Annotated in this window: 18 protein-coding genes; 8 read left to right on the top strand and 10 right to left on the bottom strand. The window is 36.6% G+C overall.

What is annotated here, in order from left to right; genetic code table 11:
• Positions 1-10: 10 nt before the first annotated feature.
• Positions 11-808, bottom strand: coding sequence for a 3-keto-disaccharide hydrolase (locus MR053_RS01085; RefSeq protein ID WP_242130678.1), 798 nt, complete (start codon positions 806-808; stop codon positions 11-13).
• A gap of 427 nt (positions 809-1235) precedes the next feature.
• Between MR053_RS01085 and MR053_RS01080 the strand changes: the two genes are divergently transcribed.
• Together MR053_RS01080 and azu are read left to right on the top strand one after the other, a co-directional pair.
• Positions 1236-2828, top strand: a complete 1593-nt coding sequence (locus MR053_RS01080; protein WP_242130677.1) for an NADP-dependent glyceraldehyde-3-phosphate dehydrogenase — start codon at positions 1236-1238, stop codon at positions 2826-2828.
• A gap of 126 nt (positions 2829-2954) precedes the next feature.
• Positions 2955-3470, top strand: coding sequence for an azurin (azu, locus tag MR053_RS01075; protein ID WP_242130676.1), 516 nt, complete (start codon positions 2955-2957; stop codon positions 3468-3470).
• 323 nt (positions 3471-3793) lie between these two features.
• Here the strand turns inward: azu and MR053_RS01070 are convergent, their stop codons facing one another.
• The 7 genes from MR053_RS01070 to MR053_RS01040 all read right to left on the bottom strand — a co-directional run bounded on the left by MR053_RS01070 (position 3794) and on the right by MR053_RS01040 (position 11822).
• Complete coding sequence (locus MR053_RS01070) at positions 3794-5233, bottom strand: Gfo/Idh/MocA family protein (RefSeq protein WP_242130675.1); 1440 nt, start codon at positions 5231-5233, stop codon at positions 3794-3796.
• 15 nt (positions 5234-5248) lie between these two features.
• Entirely contained in the window at positions 5249-6172 is a 924-nt protein-coding gene (locus MR053_RS01065) for a hydroxypyruvate isomerase family protein (RefSeq protein WP_242130674.1), read from the bottom strand.
• A gap of 12 nt (positions 6173-6184) precedes the next feature.
• The gene (locus MR053_RS01060; RefSeq protein WP_242130673.1) at positions 6185-7513 is read right to left on the bottom strand and encodes a Gfo/Idh/MocA family protein; all 1329 of its coding nucleotides are present in this window, start codon (positions 7511-7513) and stop codon (positions 6185-6187) included.
• A 25-nt stretch (positions 7514-7538) separates the two neighbouring features.
• The gene (locus tag MR053_RS01055) at positions 7539-8486 is read right to left on the bottom strand and encodes a formylglycine-generating enzyme family protein (RefSeq protein ID WP_242130672.1); all 948 of its coding nucleotides are present in this window, start codon (positions 8484-8486) and stop codon (positions 7539-7541) included.
• Between the two features lie 6 nt (positions 8487-8492).
• Positions 8493-9254 carry a 3-keto-disaccharide hydrolase gene (locus MR053_RS01050; RefSeq protein WP_242130671.1) on the bottom strand — a complete coding sequence of 254 codons (762 nt, stop codon included), beginning with the start codon at positions 9252-9254 and terminating at the stop codon, positions 8493-8495.
• 224 nt (positions 9255-9478) lie between these two features.
• Entirely contained in the window at positions 9479-10084 is a 606-nt protein-coding gene (locus MR053_RS01045; protein ID WP_242130670.1) for a gluconate 2-dehydrogenase subunit 3 family protein, read from the bottom strand.
• Between the two features lie 13 nt (positions 10085-10097).
• On the bottom strand, positions 10098-11822 hold the full coding sequence (locus tag MR053_RS01040) for a GMC oxidoreductase (RefSeq protein WP_242130669.1): 1725 nt from the start codon (positions 11820-11822) through the stop codon (positions 10098-10100).
• A 108-nt stretch (positions 11823-11930) separates the two neighbouring features.
• Between MR053_RS01040 and MR053_RS13980 the strand changes: the two genes are divergently transcribed.
• The 6 genes from MR053_RS13980 (at position 11931) to MR053_RS01010 (ending at position 18364) form a co-directional block, all read left to right on the top strand.
• Positions 11931-12977, top strand: a complete 1047-nt coding sequence (locus MR053_RS13980) for an AraC family transcriptional regulator (RefSeq protein ID WP_242130668.1) — start codon at positions 11931-11933, stop codon at positions 12975-12977.
• Between the two features lie 177 nt (positions 12978-13154).
• Entirely contained in the window at positions 13155-14111 is a 957-nt protein-coding gene (locus MR053_RS01030; RefSeq protein ID WP_242130667.1) for a sugar phosphate isomerase/epimerase family protein, read from the top strand.
• Positions 14112-14136: 25 nt separating this feature from the next.
• Positions 14137-15345 carry an MFS transporter gene (locus tag MR053_RS01025; protein ID WP_242130666.1) on the top strand — a complete coding sequence of 403 codons (1209 nt, stop codon included), beginning with the start codon at positions 14137-14139 and terminating at the stop codon, positions 15343-15345.
• Between the two features lie 25 nt (positions 15346-15370).
• Positions 15371-16519, top strand: coding sequence for a Gfo/Idh/MocA family protein (locus MR053_RS01020; protein WP_242130665.1), 1149 nt, complete (start codon positions 15371-15373; stop codon positions 16517-16519).
• A gap of 20 nt (positions 16520-16539) precedes the next feature.
• On the top strand, positions 16540-17592 hold the full coding sequence (locus MR053_RS01015) for a sugar phosphate isomerase/epimerase family protein (protein ID WP_242130664.1): 1053 nt from the start codon (positions 16540-16542) through the stop codon (positions 17590-17592).
• Positions 17593-17629: 37 nt separating this feature from the next.
• Positions 17630-18364: a 3-keto-disaccharide hydrolase gene (locus MR053_RS01010; RefSeq protein ID WP_242130663.1), complete on the top strand. Its 735-nt coding sequence runs from the start codon at positions 17630-17632 to the stop codon at positions 18362-18364.
• Between the two features lie 37 nt (positions 18365-18401).
• On the opposite strand, the gene MR053_RS01005 is transcribed toward MR053_RS01010, so the two are convergent.
• Together MR053_RS01005 and MR053_RS01000 are read right to left on the bottom strand one after the other, a co-directional pair.
• Positions 18402-18833: a doxx family protein gene (locus MR053_RS01005; RefSeq protein ID WP_242130662.1), complete on the bottom strand. Its 432-nt coding sequence runs from the start codon at positions 18831-18833 to the stop codon at positions 18402-18404.
• A 78-nt stretch (positions 18834-18911) separates the two neighbouring features.
• Positions 18912-20411 (bottom strand): vanadium-dependent haloperoxidase, encoded by a 1500-nt coding sequence (locus MR053_RS01000; RefSeq protein ID WP_242130661.1) that lies wholly within the window; start codon positions 20409-20411, stop codon positions 18912-18914.
• Positions 20412-20619: the final 208 nt, after the last annotated feature.

Raw genomic sequence — 20619 nt, 5'->3', positions numbered from 1 at the left:
TAAGTTTTAGCTATAGTTTTTTAATTTTAATGTTTCTAAACCAAATGGAACTGGCATGGTCTTGTAGCCCAATATACCCCGTTTTATATTTTCCATAATCTGGGCTGTTTTTCCACTTATCGGAATTCTTTTTTTCATGCCAAGCTTCATCCCAAGGTACAAATTCTAATAATTTTTTTCCATTAAGCCAATGCTCAACTTTTTCTGGTGTAAAAATAATTCTAGAGGTATTCCATTCTCCAATGGGGTTAAGTACTTTTTGCGACTGATCGGCGGGGTGCATGGCGTAATCCGATCCTGTTTTTTGTAACGGTTTTAACTCTTCGGGATTTTCAGTATAACCTAAACTTAGGTTGTATTCGGTAAGGTCGTGAATTTTAGCATAACCTAAATCATCAATAAGTTGGTATTCAGGAGAAGTCTCTGGTAAAGATTTATGGCCTTCTTTAACATGGTAAAAAATACCACTGTTACCGCCTGGTGGAAGTTTCCATTCCACGTGAAGCTCAAAATTATCAAATTCTTCAGCAGCATAAATAATATCCTTTCCACCGGTGTAATTCTGCTCTAGGCCAAGTTCTGTATTAAATGTTAGAACATTGTCTTCTATAGTCCAACCTGGAGGTAAGGCCTCCTCGTTGTATGCACGCCAGCCCTCTAGGCTAGTACCGTCAAATAGATAAATCCAATCGGTATTGTCTGCTTGATTTTCTTGGGTGGCTTCTAGAGTAAGTTGTTCCGATTTTTTTTCTTCTTTACAGGATATTAAAACTGTTGTAATAGCTAATGCAGTAATTAAATATTTCATCTGTTAATATTATTTGTTTTTAATTGTCAGATGGAATGCCCTAATTATCATTATCGGTTGGTTTGCAACTTTTGTTAATGGCATTTCATAGATAAAAATTCAAAAGTTGCTAAATATAATAAATCGAAAGGTTTTGTGACGGGATAGATTGAACTTTTATATATGAAATAGATAATTTTTGATTTCAGCATAACAAAAATGATAAAACCATACGCTTTGATAAATAATTCGAAATAAAATTAATAACCGAAAACGATTGCGTCTTAAATTATTTATGAGCAAGTGATTGAAGTGTTGAAAATTTAGAATTTCTTTTGGATTAGTTCTCTGATAATAAGGGGGTTCAGTCAAAATATAGATATCTTAGTACTTGCAAAACACATTTTAATCTTACCAAAGTTATACTACTACTTAAAACTACAAAAACATGAAAACGCCTTTTATTGAAATTCCTGAGGAATACAAAATAAAATCACTTCGCCATCAAACGACTTATTTGGTGGACGGAGAATTAAAACAGTGGAAAGGAAATACAACTAAAGTTTTATCTACGATTTCTTCTACTCAAGAATATAAACCAACGCTTTTAGGTTCCATACCCGAATTGGGAGAAAAAGAAGCTTTAGAAGCATTAGATTCAGCAACTTCGGCTTATAACAAAGGCCAAGGCCTTTGGCCAACCATGAAGGTTGCTGATAGGATTTCCTGTATGGTAAAATTCGTAAAACAAATGAAGACCAAGCGGGACGAAGTAGTTAAGCTTTTAATGTGGGAGATTGGTAAAAACCTACCAGATTCTGAAAAAGAGTTCGATAGAACGGTAGATTATATATACGATACTATAGAGGCTTACAAACAAATAGACAGGGATTCGGCAAAGTTTGAAAAACATTCGGGTGTTTATGCGCATATACGTCGGGGGCCTTTAGGCGTTGTGCTTTGCCTTGGCCCTTATAACTATCCGCTTAATGAAACCTTTACCTTACTCATCCCTGCTTTGATTATGGGGAATACGGTAATCTTTAAGCCTGCTAAACTAGGGGTGTTGCTAATTTCACCACTGATGGAAGCCTTTCAAAGTAGCTTTCCCAAGGGGGTTGTGAATATTGTTTATGGCCGAGGGCGTGTTTTGGCAACACCTATAATGCAGACGGGCAAAATTGATGTACTTGCTTTAATTGGAAATAGTATATCGGCAAATGCTTTGCAAGCTGTTCATCCAAAAGGTAATAGATTACGTATGGTACTAGGCTTAGAAGCCAAGAATCCGGCCATAGTATTACCAGATGCCGATTTGGATTTAGCTGTTGAAGAATGCATCACTGGAGCTTTGTCTTTTAACGGGCAACGTTGTACGGCACTTAAGGTATTATATGTGCACGAATCTGTAGTTGAAGAATTTAATAGACGGTTTGCGTACAAGGTCGATCAACTTAAATTTGCTAATCCATGGGAATCAGGAGCTGCATTAACACCACTTCCAGAAAAAGATAAGCCTGCTTATATCCAGGAATTGATTGATGATGCACTGGAAAAGGAGGCTGAGGTTTTAAACAAAAAAGGTGGTGAAACTAATGAAAATTTTATTTTTCCAGCCGTATTATATCCAGTAACCAAGGAAATGCGAGTGTACAAGGAAGAACAATTTGGTCCCGTTGTTCCAATTGTTTCTTTTTCCGATATTAATGAACCTTTGGATGACATGGCTGAATCTAACTATGGGCAACAAGTGAGTTTGTTCGGTAAAAACATCCATACCCTTTCGCCTTTAATCGATACCTTGGTTAATTTGGTTTGTCGTGTAAATTTGAACAGTTCCTGTCAGCGTGGGCCAGATGTGTATCCATTTACAGGAAGAAAGGATTCTGCTTTCGGAACCCTAAGTGTGCACGATGCCTTGCGATCTTTTTCAATACGTACCTTTGTGGCTTCTAAAGATAATGATTACAATAGGGCTATTTTAAAGGAATTATTGGAAAAGAAAACTTCTAACTTTATTAGTACCGATTATATTTTATAATGAAACCCTTATTATTTTGTAGTTATAATTTTTTTCAGTGAACAATAATGAACAAGTGTATAGGTTTATATACTTATATTGCCGAGCTAAAATTAGGTTAACAACTATAAAATATTAAATGTTAAAATGAATTTACTAAAGTATGCAATCGTATCTATTTTTTCCTTTATCCTTTTAATAGGTTGTGGGGGAAAAGAAGAAAAGAAAAAGGACGGGTTCTCTTATGAAAAAAAAGAAAGTGAACCAAATAAAAAGGTTGATGAAAATGTTGCTAATGTGGTCATTTCTGGGAATGACATGATGAAGTTTGATAAGACAGAGATAAAGGTAGGAGCAGGTAAAAAAGTAAAGCTAACTCTAAGGCACACGGGTCAATTGGATAAAAATGTTATGGGGCATAATTTTGTGCTGCTAAAACAAGGAGTTGATTTAATGGCTTTTGGTATTAAAGCAGCTAGTGCTAAAGATACTGGTTATATTCCTGTCGAGGCAAAAGATGATGTGATTGCTTATACCAAGTTAATTGGAGGAGGTGAAACTACAGTTGTTGAGTTTGATGCTCCCGAATCTGGTGAGTATGATTTTTTGTGTAGTTTTCCGGGTCATTATGGCATGATGAAAGGAAAATTTATTGTCGAATAATTAACATCATATCGTAAAAGTAAAATCCAGGGTCCTGTGGCCCTGGATTTTTTTGTATTTTTTAATTGAATGAGACTGCATATAAAAGTGTGTTTATATTTATATATTTGGTTCGCTGGTCTTTAAATCGGTACTATAAACTATTTTGTGTTTTAGCTGAGCGTTAGTTTAAAAATGATTTTGAAATAGGCATATTGGTGTAATAATAAAATAGATGATAAACCTATCTAACCCTAAGGGTCATTAAGTTTTAAAATCGTAAACATGACAAAGATTGCACATAAAAGATAGTTGATTGTTTTTTTTAAAATTATTGTTAGGTTTTACAAGGTCCAACCTTCTCGGTATTCCCTTTTTACAAATTGATTGGCTTCATCAAAATTAGTAATTTTCATATTTTCACCATCCCATAACAGTTTTTTTCTACCGGAATATTCAAATCCATTACCCTTAGGGGTCCTTAAGTTATAGCTTCTAATGGCAAGATTGCCCATTAAAATACTTTCCGTTAAAGGCCCAGCGTAATCAAATGAAGAAGTCAAGGCTTCATGTTTTGCCTTGCCAAATCCTTCTTTACAGGCTTCAACCCAAGCCACATGGTGCCCATGTTCTGGAAGAGTATTCTTTTCTAAATCGTCAAAAGTTAACAAGTCCCCATTATTTAAATATACTTTTGGTATCCTGCCGTAAACATCACAAGTCATGATGCCTTTTTCTCCAATCATGATAACACCATTGGCACTATCGTTGCCACCAACAGGATGGTCTGCTGGGATTAAATCGGGATGGAAGGGACGTAATCCTCCATCAGTCCATGTTAATGTTACTTCTGATTTATTTTTAGCTGATGCAGGAAACTTTAATTGTATTCTTGAAGAGGGCGGACAGGAATCGGGTAGATATTCTGGTGACCAGTCTCTTTTAAAAATAGCGCCAACACTGCTTTCAACTTCGGTAGGATAGCCTAGACCTAAAACCCTATATGGGGGGTCCATTAAATGACAACCCATATCTCCTAATGCACCTGTACCAAAATTCCACCAACCACGCCATTTAAAAGGATGGTATAGGGGATGATAATCTACCCATTGAGCTGGACCAATCCAAGTATCCCAATCCAAACCATCTAATAAAGCTGGTTTTTCGGTTGGTGTAGCAATGCCTTGCGGCCATACGGGCCTGTTGGTCCAAACATGTACTTTGCTTACATTACCAATGATGCCTTCGTCAAACCATTTAATCATTTGTTTGACGCCTCCTCCTGAAGCTCCTTGATTGCCCATTTGGGTAACAACTTTATGTTTGTTGGCGGCTTCTGTAAGTACTCTAGCTTCATGAATACTATGGGTGAGCGGTTTTTGAACGTATACATGTTTACCAGATTTAATGGCAGACATAGCAATGACAGCATGAGTATGGTCTGGCGTAGAGATTGTTACGGCATCAATATCCTTTTGGTAATCAAATAACTTTCTAAAATCTTTATATTTGGTCGCATTTGGAAATTTTTCCATTAATCTTTTGGATTGATTCCAATCCACATCACAAATAGCGACAAGGTTTGATGTGCCTTTGTTCCATACGTTTAATGCATCAGAATAGCCTTTGCCACCACCGCCTACTACCGCAATATTTAATTTGTCACTGGGGGGTACAAAACCCTTTCCCATTACATGTCTTGGTATTATACTAATACCTATACCAGTTAATGTGGTATTTTTTATAAAAGATCTTCTGCTGTTTGGGGTATTGTTTTTTTTCATTATTTAGAACTATTTTTAGAAATTATCTGAAGCCTTGTATGCTTCAATGACCTTTATTTCGCCTTCTTTACCGTTGATGGAATTGCCATGCTCCATACCTAAAATACCATTGTAGCCTTTATTATGGATAAATTTAAAAACATTTTTATAATTAATCTCACCAGTTGTGGGTTCATTGCGGCCAGGATTGTCACCAATTTGAAAATAGGCAATTTCATCCCAGCAAGTATCAATATTCGGGATTAAATTTCCTTCCTGAATTTGTTGATGGTAAATATCGAAGAGTATTTTACAAGCAGGAGAATCTACAGCTTTGCAAATTTGGTATGCTTGTAGTGATCCAGTTAAGAATAATCCTGGGTGGTTTCTATAATTTAGAGGTTCCAATACCATAGTTAGGTTGTGGGGTTCTAAAATAGCTGAAGCTTGTTTTAAGGACTCAATAACATGGGTTGTTTGGTAATCTTTATTTTGACTTAAATCCACATGACCGGGAACAACCGTCATCCATTTCGCATTGACGCGTTTGGCCACCTCAATTGAAGATTTAATTTGGTTTAAAAATTCCTGACGTTTGATTTGGTTGCCACTAGCTAGATTAGGCTCTTTCCAATAGATTTTATGAGCTACAAAAACACCCATGGTAATTTTTCTGCTCGCCATGGTTTTGGCCATTTTCTTCTGAATATCTATAGGGCGATTTTTTATGCCATTGTCTTCAAAAGCTGTAAATCCCTGGTCTGCTATAAAATGTAGTTGATCTATAGGGTCGTCACCTGCGTGGGTTTTAAACATGCCCAGATGTGGGGCATATTTCAGCTTAAATTTATGTTTTGAGACTGTGTTTTTTGAATTTTGTAAAGCATGTAAGCCGGTAACACCAATACTCAATGCAGAGGCTGTGGCTGTTGATTTTTTTATAAAATCTCTTCTTTTCACGTTTAGTAAATTTTAAAAATATGAGGTTTGTCCAGGCACAGGTATAGGATATTCACCATGTTCGTTTGGAACTACCGGTGGAAGCGAGTTGAAATCTAAGAGATCTTCATTGGGTACTAGCCCTAAATTAGAATCCATTGCAGCATCCCAAGTAATCTCTTTACCAGAATATGTAGCCATACGCCCCATAATTGCGGTCATTGTACTTTCAACTCCAATCTCAGTATCATTAATCACTTCTTCTCTACTTCTTATGGCAGCAAAAAGGCGGTCGTGTTCTACTTGGTATGGGTTTCTGTCATTTTCACCATCATGTTTGTATATGTTGTTCCCTGAATAAGATTTCAAAATGGCTGTATTGCCACCTCCTGTATAAGAGGTGCCCTGTGTGCCCTGGAAGGTCTCAGCTACCTGACTAAAGCATCCTGGTTGATGCCTGCATTGGCTGGAAATAATTGTGCCACTAGGATAGGTAAATTCTACAAAGTGATGATCGAATATTTGTCCGTGATCCTTTCCTTTCCTTACCTCCCTACCGCCCATACCTTGAGCTTTAATGGGATGTTCACCAATAAACCAATTGGCAACATCTATGTTGTGAATGTGCTGTTCTAAAATATGGTCTCCACAAAGCCAGTTAAAGTAGTACCAATTTCGCATTTGGTATTCCATTTCAGTCATGGAAGCTGTTCTTGGGCGTACCCATACACCGGCACCGTTCCAATAAATTTGTCCGGAAATAATTTTTCCCAATTCGCCATTTTTTATACGTTTGTTTAACTCTAAATATTCAGCTTGGTAACGTCTTTGTAAACCCACAACAACATTTAGTTTTTTTTGCTTAGCTAGTTTAGCAGCTTCGAGTACTTTTTTTATGCCTGCTACATCAGTAGCGACAGGTTTTTCCATAAATACATGTTTGCCTTGTTCTATGGCATATTCAAAATGTTGAGGCCTAAATCCGGGAGGCGTTGTTAAAATAACTACATCGGCTTCGTCTATGGCTTTTTTGTAAGATCCAAAACCTGCAAATTTCATACTCGGCTTTACTTCAATACGGCTAGTGCCAAATAAAGAGGATAAGTTGGTATACGCTTTTTCAATTTGATCTTCGAAAGCATCGGCCAAAGCTGTCAATTTCACATTGTTGTCTGCTTTAAGAGCTTGGACTACAGCTCCAGTACCGCGACCTCCACAACCCACAAGAGCCAATTTTAGTGTTTTTTCCTTTTTAAATGATGAAGTGGGAGAACCAAATAACGAAGAGCTTAATAAAATACCGCCTGTTGCCAATGAGGATTCTTTTACAAAATGCCGTCTAGATATTTTTTTTTGTTTCATACAAGTAGTTTTTAATTGGTGAAGGCTAAAAATCTGTAAATGCTTTAAGCCAATATGCTTTTATGTCTTCTTTTGAAGGGAGAACTCTGGGCCTAACTACCCTAAAACCAATAAAAGGGGCATCGGTATGCCACCAATTACTTTTTGGTATTTGAGGATCCCTGCGTTTCCACTTTGGATTTGAAGTTTGTCTTGAAGAACAGCATAGTTTGTCTGCAGTGTCTTTCCAAGATCCACCGCGTAACACACGTGGATATAGTTTGGTAGGCTTGTTCCAAGGGTTTGATTTAGGTGAATTCTTATAATAATCTGTATCGTATTGATCTAAAACCCATTCTGATACATTACCCAATAAATCATAGATGCCTAAATCGTTGGCTTCCTTAGTACCTGTTTTTTTATATTTTTCGCTACTGTTCTCAGCATACCAACTAATATCATTTAGGGAGTCTTTTTTAGTATTACCTTTTTTGCAAACGTATTCCCATTCAGCTTCTGTTGGTAATCGATAAAATATTCCAGTTTTTGAAGTGAGCCATTTGCAATACATTAAAGCTGCGTATTGGGTCATGTTTACAGCAGGAGAACTGCCTTTTCCCATATTAAAGCTCATATCAACATAAGGAGGGGTTGCCCCGGTAACGGCATCGATTCCTAAATCTTTTAATTTGTCTTTACTCTTAAATTGTTCTGGACCAAATTCACCAAAAACAAAGGCATCATATTGGTCCCATGTGATTTCGTATTTGCCAATCCAAAAATCATTTATGGTAACTTCATGGACTGGTTTTTCATCTTCTTTACCATTGTTATTGCCCATCTGAAAGCTGCCTCCTTTTACTGCTACTAGGTCTATGGTAATGTTTTCTCCATTTACTGTTTGTGAATAATCTTCGAAATTTTGTGATTGGACAGAGCTAACCTGATAAAAAATAAAAAACAGAAAACTTAATTTAATACAAAATGAGTTCATTATTATTTATAGTTCTAAAATCTCAATATTTTTAAATTCAACAGGATGACTCTCACTTTGTAATGAAATAAATCCTTTTTTTAGTGGTGTACCCGTTTTACTTTCCCATAAATCGTTATTGTAATCTACAGGCCCTCCAATTTGAGGTTTATAATAAGTAAGGACATTATCGCCATTTATAAAATGCTTGATAATGGAATCGTTTCTTACTTCAATTTCAACATTTACCCATTGGTTTCCATTATATGTTTTTGATGATGAATTGATACAGTGGGGGGTATATAGTTCGTTGTTTATAACAACATGGGTACCTGGTGTACATAAATTACCTGTGGAACGTTCCCCATTGTCTAGACCTCCAAGAAGCTGAACTTCAATTGAAACCGGGAAATTCTGGTTTAAACCTATGTTTTTTGGATCTTCGCAGTGTACCATAATACCACTATTTCTAGTTGCCCAACCTGCACCACCTTTTAATTGTTCTCCGGTAAAACGGTATTGCATTCTAAATTTGTAGTTGCTAAAAGGTGTTTTGTAGTAAATGTGCCCAAAAGCACTATTGAAGGAGTCATATTCTTTATAGTTAACTTTAATAGCTCCATCTTCAACAATGAAAGTGTTTTTGTAATTTTCACCAAGCGGATGCCCCTTAATTTTAATAACCCAATCGTTTAGATCCTTCCCATTAAACAGAGGTTTCCATTTTTTCTTGTTTTGACAATTGGTTAAAGTCATCAAGCAGATAAAAAGAATAAGGTAATTTTTCATTCGTTTAAATATTAATAATTGAGTGTATTAAATTAATAACAAAATTTAAGACTCACAGAAGAAATAGGGACAATCTCTACTTGCCTACATTCTATAACACGTTCGTTTCGGGCGGGCGGACACACATTAATAAATTTTAAACATTGCCTTGTGTAAAGTAAATATTAAAATTTGTTAATGTTCGTTTCATTTATACTAAATGTTTCATGGTTATTTATAAATGGTTATTTATAAACTGACCATGATTTTCCACCAGTTAATTCATTTAAGTCTCCACAGTAATAAGCACCGGGTATAGGATCGTATGCCAATACATTTTCACCAATATATTGGGATGTTTTATAGGCATTTATAGTCATCCACTTGATGTCGTTTAATAATTCGGATTTTGTTAGTGCCAAGGTTTCAGGATTAGCTTTCCGTTCTTCATCAATTTCACCTTTAATTATTAGGTGTTTGTCTAAAAGGGTTTTGTAGTTTTCGGATGTTACTTTTTCTATGGTGTGAGACGTATTAGGTTTTAGTAAAGCTATTATGTTTCCAAAAGCAGATTTATACCGTGCCTGCATATCTTCGTCGAAAACCTCGTATGCATATTTGTCTATAAATTGGGGGATATTAAGTTCTGAAGCAGAAGGTAGGTCCTGGGTTTTGGGTAAAATCACATCGACTAAATTTGATAAAACAACACCTTCTTCTTTACTAAAAAAATCTGGAATCCAAGTTTTGGTTTCAGCGGTACAACTTTGCAATAAACTAATTACAGAAGGTGTTACCGTAAAAAAGGCAGTAGTTAAACCTATGTTTTTTAATGCGTCTCTCCGTTTCATAAGATGATGTTTGTTAAATATTGGATTTTTTAAGTTCTTCAACGGCATAATTTGCTGCCCTGGCGGTAAAGGCCATATAGGTTAAGGAAGGATTTTGGCATCCTGATGATGTCATAAAAGCACCATCGGTAACAAATACATTTTTACATGCATGAATTTGATTGTGTTTATTTAATACAGATGTTTTTGGATCATGTCCCATTCGTGCTGTACCCATTTCATGAATGCCAAGCCCCATGGCTCTGCTATCAGTAAGATCGTAGCCTTGCACATTTTCAAAACCAGCTGCTTTTAATATTTCAATGGCTTGGAGTTTCATGTCTTCTCGCATTGCCAATTCGTTTTCCCCAAAATCGGCATCAAAAGTAACGGTAGGTAACCCCCATTCGTCTTTCTTTTCATAATCAAGGTACATTCTGTTATTGTGGTTTGGAAGAGTTTCACCAAATCCGGTTAATCCAACAGACCATTCACCAGGTTTTAATAATTCTTCTTTTAATTGAGAGCCATACTTAAGTTCAGATACCAATTCGCTAAAACGCTCTCTAGAGGCACCGCCTTGATAACCATAACCGCGTAAAAAGTTGGGCGAATCGGTCTTGCCACCCAGATTCCTGAATCGGGGTATATAAATACCGCTAGGGCGCCTGCCTTTATAATATTTGTCGTTAAAACCCTTTACAGTGGCCCTTGCGCCAATTTTAAAATGATGGTCCATGATATTATGTCCTAATTCACCACTGTCGTTACCTAAACCATTAGGGAAGCGTTTGGACTTTGATTGTAAGAGAATAGCTGCTGATGCGATTGCCGAAGCACATAAGAAAACCATTTTAGCCTTAAATACATGTGTTTCTTTAGTTTCGGCATCAATCACTTTAACACCGGTAGCTTTTTGAAGTTGTTCATCGTAAATAACTTCGCTAACTATTGAGTGGGGTCTCAATGTCATATTTCCAGTGGCCTCTGCCATAGGGAGTGTCGACGAATTACTGCTAAAATAGGCGCCATAGGGGCAGCCTCTCATGCATCTGTTTCGGTATTGGCAGGTACTTCTTCCTAATCCAGGTTTAGTGCCCTCTGTTATATGGGCGTTCCTGCCTATGGTAAGTATGCGGTCGTCAAAATGTTCGGCAATCTTGGTCTTTAAATGTTCTTCTACGCAGTTTAAAGCCATGGGTTTGAGAAATTCGCCATCAGGCAATTGGGGCAAACCCAATTTTTCTCCACTTACGCCAATGTGATTTTCAACATAACTATACCATGAGGCAATATCTTTATATCGAATTGGCCAATCTACACCGTGACCATCCTTTTTATTAGCTTCAAAGTCAATGTCGCTCAATCTGTAACTTTGCCTACCCCACATAATGGAACGACCACCTACATGATAACCCCTAATCCAATCAAAGCGTCGGTCTTCATTATAGGGGTGTTTTAGGTCGTCAACGAAATAATGTTGTTGGGCGGTATACATAATGTAGATGCCAGACCTGTTTTGTTTGTGTTTGCGTATTAATTGTTCCCTTGTAGGGGCACCTCCATTGGGTAAATCCCAAGGATCTAAATAGGCAGTATGATAATCTTCAATGTGTTTAATCATTTTGCCACGTTCAAGCACAAGGGTTTTTAGCCCTTTTTCACAAAGTTCTTTAGCTGCCCAGCCGCCAGAAATTCCAGTGCCCACAACAATGGCATCAAAAATATCTTCGGTTGGATTTGTATTGGATGGATGCATGTAGATTGTTCTATTTGTTTGGATAAATAAATTTAATTGAAAGATAATGAATGTTTAAATTCAGGAAAAATAATTATTTTGCAGACATTTAATGTTCATTATCTTTCAGTGAAAATAAATATACAACAAATAACGCCTTTTGAGGCAGAAGGAGTGGTTTATCATGCCGATACGTGTTTGCCCTTGGTGGATGCTGTTAAAAGGAGGAAGTTGAAATTTAAAGCTTTAGCCCGTTATACTTATCCTGGCGATAGGTTGACTGATGATACATTAGGTTTGAATAGTATAGGTTATTGGGATGCCAATGAACCACAAGATTGGGGGTTGGATTGGCACAGGAATGAAGGTATTGAAATTCATTTTTTAGAGTCGGGTACAATGCCCTATTCCCAAGAGGGTCAAGATATGGTGTTGACTCCTAATAGCCTCACCATTACTAGGCCTTGGGAGGTTCATAAAGTAGGTAATCCTCAAATTGGAATGGGTAAGTTTTATTGGGTGATATTGGATTTAGGAGTACGCAGACCACATCAAAAATGGGTGTGGCCAGATTGGATTATGTTGGCGCCTAACGATCTAGAGCGTTTGACAGCCATTTTGAGGCAAAATGAGAAAATACATTGGAAAGCAGACAATAGGATTCGTGATTGTTTTCAACGGATAAGTCAGGTTGTCAATACTGATATTGAAGGGAGCAATGCATCAAGAATAAGATTGCTTATTAATTATTTGTTGATTTCAATTTTGGATTTGTTGGATTCTGAAGATGTAAAACTTAATGAAGGCCTTATTGACAGCTCAAGAAGTGTGCAATTATTTTTGAATGAATTGGACAAAAACCTTTCTGATGATTGGACAATTGGTAAAATGGCAAAATCGGCAGGTGTAGGTTTAACACGATTTACGCACCACTGTAAGCGTTTAACCAACTTAACTCCAATGCGTTATTTGATGATTAAACGTGTAGGGTTGTCTAAGAAGCTTTTATTGGAAATGCCAGACTTAAGCATTGCCGAAATTGCCTTTAGTTGTGGTTTTTCAACCAGCCAGTATTTTTCAACTGTTTTCAAAAAGCACGAAAAATGTACACCTATAGAGTATCGGGATAAGTTCTTCCTTAAAGAAATACCGTTTAAAGAAATGGTTTCTTTTTAAATTTCTTACCAAAAAACTTGTATAAATCCTTTCACTGAATAAAAATAAACAAGAAATGTAATTTGATTTTATAATTTCACAATAATTAATTTCAAATTAGACAACTGTAACATACAGATACCTAAAAGATATATTGTTTGGTTTCCATGGTTGTTTCTTTTGTATAATATTATATGTATGAAACTTAAAAAATTAATTTTTAAAACGTCTACAACTGTTATTTTGCTTCTAGCGGTTGTTTCCTGTGCTGATGGTAAGAAAAAAGAGGAAGCTGTCAACAATTCATTAAAACAAATGGAATCCAAATCTTTTTTTAAAATTTCTTTAGCGCAATGGTCTTTGCATAAAAAAATAGGAAAAGGGGAAATCAGTCCTTTCGATTTTGCTAAAGAAGCTCATGCTTTAGGTTTTGAGGCTATTGAATATGTAAGCGTATTATACAAGAGTGATGTTGAGGAAATTGGAATTAAGGAGGTCGTTAATAAGATGAAGGTAGAAAGTAAAAAGTATGGAGTAAAAAATCTTTTGATAATGGTTGACGGTGAAGGTAATTTGGCCACCAGTAATGCAGAAGAACAAAATATTGCTATTGAGAATCATAAAAAATGGGTCGATGCAGCAGAAGCGTTAGGATGTCATTCAATCCGAGTTAATGCTCATGGGGACGGTAGTTATGATGAGGTTATGGCTCAAGCTGTTGTAGGATTGGGAAAATTATCTGAATATGCAAAAACTAAAAACATCAATGTTATTGTTGAAAATCATGGGGGATATACTTCTAATGGTCAATGGTTGGCTTCGGTTATGAAGCAGGTAAATATGCCCAACTGTGGAACGCTTCCCGATTTTGGTAACTTTTGTATCAAGGGAAGTGTCCATAATTGTAAAGAAGCCTATGATAAATATAAAGGAGTTGAAGAATTAATGCCTTTTGCTAAAGCCGTAAGTGCAAAATCGTATGATTTTGATGAAGAAGGTAATGAAACCAATATAGATTATACTCGAATGCTCAAAATTGTTAAAGAGGCAGGTTATAAGGGTTATGTTGGAGTGGAGTATGAAGGGAGTAATTTAAGTGAAAAAGAAGGTGTTCTAGCAACTAAAAAATTGCTCGAAAAGTTGCAAAACATATAATGGAGAATAACTAAACAAACAAAGAATGAATAATATAAACAAGAACAGACTTTTTATTGCAAGCTGTATTGCATTAATAGTTACTGCAATGACATTTGCCATTAGGGCTGGTATTTTAAGTCAGTTAGGAAACGACTTTCAATTATCGGATACCGAGTTGGGCTGGATCAACAGTATGGCCTTTTTAGGGTTTCCAATTGCTACGATATTTGGTGGGCTTGTGTATAATTCGTTAGGTGCCCGTAAGCTTATGGTCATAGCTTTTGTATCTCATATATTGGGATTGGTGCTAACGGTTTTTGCCGGAGGCTTCTGGAGCTTGCTTATTTCAACCTTTTTTATTGGTTTTGCCAATGGATCCGTAGAAGCAGCCTGTAACCCGCTTATTGCTGATATGTACACCGATAATCGTACCACCATGCTCAATAAGTTCCATGTATGGTTTCCGGGTGGAATCGTTATAGGGGCTTTGGCTTCAAAGTTTATGACCGATTTTGAAATGGGCTGGCAAATACAAATTGCCATTATGCTAATTCCCACTTTGCTTTATGGTATCTTATTCTTTGGGCAAAAATTCCCCAAAAACGAAAATATTGTTTCCGACACCAAAGTAAATATAAAAAGTCTTCTGTCTCCATTATTCATTTTTATGGTGGTTTGTATGACGCTTACGGCTACTACCGAATTGGGAACCCAACAATGGGTTGAAAAGATATTGGGTAATTCTGGAGCTAGTCCTATGCTTATTTTAGCAATGGTTACTGGCCTAATGGCCGTTGGCCGATATTTTGCCGGGCCTATTATCCATAAATTAAATCCACCGGGAGTCCTGTTAATGTCTGCCATAATTTCCACAATAGCTATTTTTATGATGAGTTCTGCAACAGGAGGTATGGTATATGTAGCCGCTATTCTATTTGCTATTGGCGTATGCTATTTCTGGCCAACTATGATTGGTTTTGTAAGTGAGTACATTCCTAAAACAGGTGCGCTGGGCATGTCTTTAATTGGAGGCGCAGGTATGTTTGCTACTAGTATCTGGCAACCTGTAATTGGTTCTTGGTTGGATAATGCTAAAGCGGTGGCTTTGGAATCTGGAGCTGCTTTGGAGCAAGCTGAGTTATTAGCTGGACAAGAAACCTTAGGTAATATAGCTTTGTTTCCATTAGCATTGATACTTCTGTTTGGAATTTTGTTTACCCAACGAAAAAAATTGGAAGTGGATCGTGTGTAGGTTACCATAAAATTCTAAAAAAAATATGTCAAGAAAATTAAGAATGGGAATGATTGGTGGAGGTACAGGTTCGTTTATTGGAGATGTACACAGAAAAGCGGCTTCCATTGACGGTATGATAGAATTGGTTTGTGGTGCCTTTAGTAGTAATGCTGAAAAATCCAAAGTATCTGGAAGAGCACTTTTTCTTCCTGAAGAACGATGTTATGGTGATTTTGAAGAGATGATTCTGAAAGAAAAACAACTTCCAGAAGATGAAAGAATGGATTTTGTTGCTATTGTGACCCCTAATCACATGCATTTTCCGCCTGCAAAAATGGCATTGGAACATGGGTTTCATGTGGTTTGTGACAAACCTATGACTTTAACTCTGGATGAAGCTTTTGAATTAGAGAAAATTGTAGAACATAGTGGTAAATTATTTGCTTTAACCCATAATTATACGGGGCATCCCATGGTGAAACAGGCTAAGGCCTTGGTGGCTCAAGGAGATTTGGGAACTATTAGAAAAATACAAGTTCAGTATTTGCAAGGTTGGTTATCTACGGCTCTTGAAAAAACCGATCATAAACAAGCATCTTGGCGTGTCGATCCAAAAAAGTCAGGTATAGGAGGCGCACTTGGTGATATTGGTACGCATGCTGAAAATTTAGTGGAATATATCACAGGTTTAAAGATAGATGAATTGGCGGCAGACTTGGGGCGTTTTGGAGATGGCAGGATATTGGATGATGATGGTAATGTGTTAATACGTATGAATAATGGAGCAAAAGGCACCATGTCCTTTTCACAAGTGGCTTTGGGAGAGGAAAATAATTTAGCTATTAGGGTTTATGGTGACAAAGGGAGTTTGGAATGGCATCAGGAAAATCCTAATGAGCTTATAACGCGTTGGTTAGGAAGTTCTAAAAAAACATTTACACCTCAAAGCAGCGATTTATATCCTGAAGCTCTTAAAGCTTCAAGAATTCCAGCAGGGCACCCTGAAGGGTATTTAGAGGCATTTGCTACCATTTATAAAAATTTTGCAACACATTTACTGGCCGTTTTATATGATCAAAATGTAGAAATCTCAGATTACCCTACGGTAAAGGATGGTGTTCGTGGGATGCAATTTATTTACGCCTCTGTGGAAAGTGATAAAAATAATGCCAGTTGGACAAAATTAAATTAAGATATATTTAGAGAAAATAAATGAAGACTATAAAAGGACCTGCCGTTTTTTTAGCACAATTTGTAGGTAATGAACCACCATTCAACAGTTTAGATGGTATTTGTCAATGGGCTGCAGATTTGGGGTATAAAGGCATTCAAATTCCTACCTGGGAAACTCATTTAATCGATATAGATAAGGCTGCTGAAAGTCAGGTCTATTGTGATGAATTAAAAGGAAAAGTGAATTCATATGGATTGGAAATAACTGAATTGTCCACACATTTACAAGGACAATTGGTTGCCGTTAACCCTGCCTATAATGTCATGTTCGATGGTTTTGCTCCAGAAGCTGTAAGAAATAATCCAAAAGCCAGAACAGATTGGGCCATAGATTTTGTAAAAAAATCGGGAACGGCTAGTAGAAGGTTGGGCTTAAAGGCTCATGCTACATTTTCAGGAGCTTTGTTATGGCATACTATTTATCCTTGGCCACAACGTCCCAACGGTTTGGTAACTATTGGATTTGATGAGTTGGCTAAACGTTGGTTGCCTATATTAAATCATTTTGATGAGCAAGGTGTAGATTTGTGCTATGAGCTTCATCCTGGTGAAGATTTACATGATGGTACTACGTTCGAAAGGTTTTTGGAAGCTACTGGAAACCATAGTCGAGTCAATATACTTTACGACCCAAGTCATTTTGTGTTACAGCAATTGGATTATCTTACATTCATTGATTATTACCATGAGCGTATTAAGGCATTCCACGTAAAGGATGCAGAGTTTAATCCAACTGGCAGACAAGGTGTTTATGGAGGTTATTCAGATTGGAAAGATCGTGCGGGGCGTTTCCGTTCTTTAGGTGATGGTCAAACTGATTTCAAAGGTATTTTTTCAAAATTAACACAATACGGATGTAATGTTTGGGCTGTTATGGAATGGGAGTGTTGTATAAAGTCATCCCACCAGGGGGCACGAGAAGGAGCACCTTTTATTCAAAAGCATATTATTGAGGCGGCAGAGCGTAGTTTTGATGATTTTGCAGGAGGTGATATTGATAAAGAAGATCTTAAAAACATATTGGGTATTTAAACCTACTTAATAATATTTTAGACATATGAATAAAATAATGATTCTAATATTTGGTTTTTTGTCGTTGATTTCCTGTAAAAAAGTGATAAATACAAATAGTTATGAAACTGTTAATGAAGAAGGGCTAGAAAAAAGATTGGAAAATGATACTTCGGAATGGATAATACTTTTCGATGGTACATCCTACGATAATTGGAGAGGTTATTTAAAGGAAGGTATGCCTAAAGAATGGGCTATTGAAGAAGGGTCTATGGCTTTTAAACCTAGTGAAGAGGGAGGTAAAAGTATTATAACAAAACAAAAGTTTACCAATTTCGTTTTGTCGTTGGAATGGAAAATCTCAGCAGGAGGCAATAGTGGTATTTTTTGGGGCATTTTTGAAGATGAAAATTTTGGGAAACCCTACCAAACAGGGCCAGAAATACAAGTGTTGGATAATGATCGCCATCCAGACGCTAAAGCCAATCCTAAATTTCATCAAGCCGGAGCTTTGTACGATTTAGTTCAACCCATGTATGATGTGTGTAAGCCAGCTGGTGAATGGAATTTATGTATTTTAGAAGTCAATTATAAAAGAAACAAAGGTTCTGTAAGGTTAAATGGAACCCAAATTGTAACTTTTCCCCTATATGGAAGCCAATGGGATGCTATGGTTGAAAACTCCAAGTTTAAAGGGTGGGAAGGTTTTGGAGAATACCATACAGGGCACATAGGTTTACAAGATCATGGTGATAAGGTGTGGTATAGAAATATTAAGATAAAACCTCTTTAAAAAAATCACTTCCTTTTACAATCAATAAAAGATATTATTAAAGTGCCTTTGCCTTGTAATTGTCTAATGGATAAATAAATAACAGAGCACTAATAATTACTATGTTCTTAATAATATACTGTCCCACAAGTGTTAGAACTAATGGGACTTCTGCAAATGAGACTTCTGGGAAAAACAATACAGGAATAAACGTTAATATTAGATGTAAAATGGCTGCCGTTATGGTTTTTTTAATTTGAAAATTACAAATTAAAAATATACCAATTGTAACCTCTATAAAGGCTAGCATTAAAATGCTAATAGTCTCAGGAATTAGTCCAATAGTTAAAAACGTAATTGTTTGTTTGGCTAAGGCATCTGCCGGACTTAATTCTGGAAAAAATTTTAGTAAACCAAACCACACATAAATGATGCCTATGCTAATGCTTAATAAACGATGTTTATTTATTCTTGAAATGAAACGTCCCATATTACTTACACTTTTTGTGTTTGCCCCTCAATATTTTATGTTAAATATTGAGGGGCGAACTTATTAACTAAAACTACACTATTTAACTAAATTATCATTATTTGCTTCTCCTATGAGCTCGAGATATTTTTTGTAATTGTATTGTGCTATATTACGGCCTAAATTAAGTCCTTCAATATTGTCAGCCTGAATATGGTAACCACCCATAACTCTTGATATGCCAGCCATTTCACCAGTTTTGGTAAATGTTGGAAACTTAAGGACAACCGGATCACCTAAATTATTGGGTTCGGTAAGTGCACCAGGAATTAGTTCTACTTCCTCACCAAAGGTATCGTCTCCAGTAAATAGTTTTAGCGCTTCAGCACATCCACCGCTTATGGTACTGTGTCCAGATACATAACTTGGGAACGGGGGGCATAAAAAGGTGTCAGGGGAGTAGGGTCGCCATTCTTGCCCCTTCATTTTCATCATGCCCTTATCGGGGCCTCCCCAAGCTTCAATAATTTGATTTTGATAATAGTCATGAACCAAGGCATATGGTCTGGCAAAATCGTAATGCATTTTAGAGTCCCAACAAGCTATAAAACCATCCATAGCTACAGATTCTACAAAAAAATACATTTTTACATCTTCATCAAGGGTATGCATGTCCCTTCTCGATACATCTTGGGCAAATTTCAACCAGTGTCCCGCTTGTTGAACCGATTTAGGGCCATCACGCATAAACTCAACCAAAGCTTTATTCTCTGGAGTTAAATTAGCCTGAAGGTCTATAACTTCTTTGACCTCCTTTTTTAATTGTTCTGAACCAATCATAGGCGGTGGTCCAGGACGAAATTGATCAGCTGTCTCTAGTAAAAGAGGTTTTACTTTTTGCCAATAGGGTGTTAAACAACCTGGTGCAAATTTGCCACCTTTACCGTCTGAAAAGTATTTAGGCTGCCATCTGTTGAGGTCAACCATGTTCTCTACATCATTAACTGGTGAATATCCAGTGTAATCAAAATAGGGCTGTCCATCCGAGCCTTCCACATCGCCATATTGGTTTGAACCATCATGCCTACGGGCATCGATAACCATTTTAGCGGCAAGGTTGCCAATGCCTTCGGGGGTATTGGGGTCTAATGAGGTGTTATTAGGATCTAAACCTAATTTTATCATTTTATTAATGAACATGGTACTATCTGTATAGTAATATTCACATAAAGCACGGTAGGCAGCATAGCTCACCGCTATTTCTTTGTTTTTAATACTTCTTTTGTCTTTAGATTGTCTTGCAACGTTTTTAAGGTAAACTGCGGTTGCCTTGTCGTCATAACGTGTCCAAGCATCAAACATCGAAGTGAAAATTAACCCTAGAAATCTTGAAGTTATAGTGGGTCTAGGCTTAAACCTATCGGTATCTTCTGCGGTACCTTCAAGCGCCATAAAAGCCCATTGGTAAGCGACATTGTCTTCTCCTTTAGCTTGTTCTTCTATTTGAGTTGAAGAAATATCTTTTTTTTCGTTTTTACAATTAGTAAAAAAAAATAGGGTAGCCATTAAAAGTAACGCCTGTGGTAATTTTAATTTCATAGATTTTGGTTTTAGTTGTGCCAATATTAATGTTTTGCCCAACATATTTCTTTATTATTTTACGGATTCACTATCTTGCTTGATGAAATATGCTTTTTATTTGATGAACTTATGAAATACGCATAAGCAAATCCCATCATTTTATGTTAGCTCATATGATTAAATTTTTATATGATTTTCTTAAGGAGCGTTGTCTATGCTTTGGGGT

The organism is Aestuariivivens marinum, assembly GCF_022662175.1.
Classification (GTDB): domain Bacteria; phylum Bacteroidota; class Bacteroidia; order Flavobacteriales; family Flavobacteriaceae; genus Aestuariivivens; species Aestuariivivens marinum.
The sequence above is the reverse complement of the archived record's forward strand: the minus strand, read 5'-3'. Positions and strand labels throughout refer to the sequence as shown.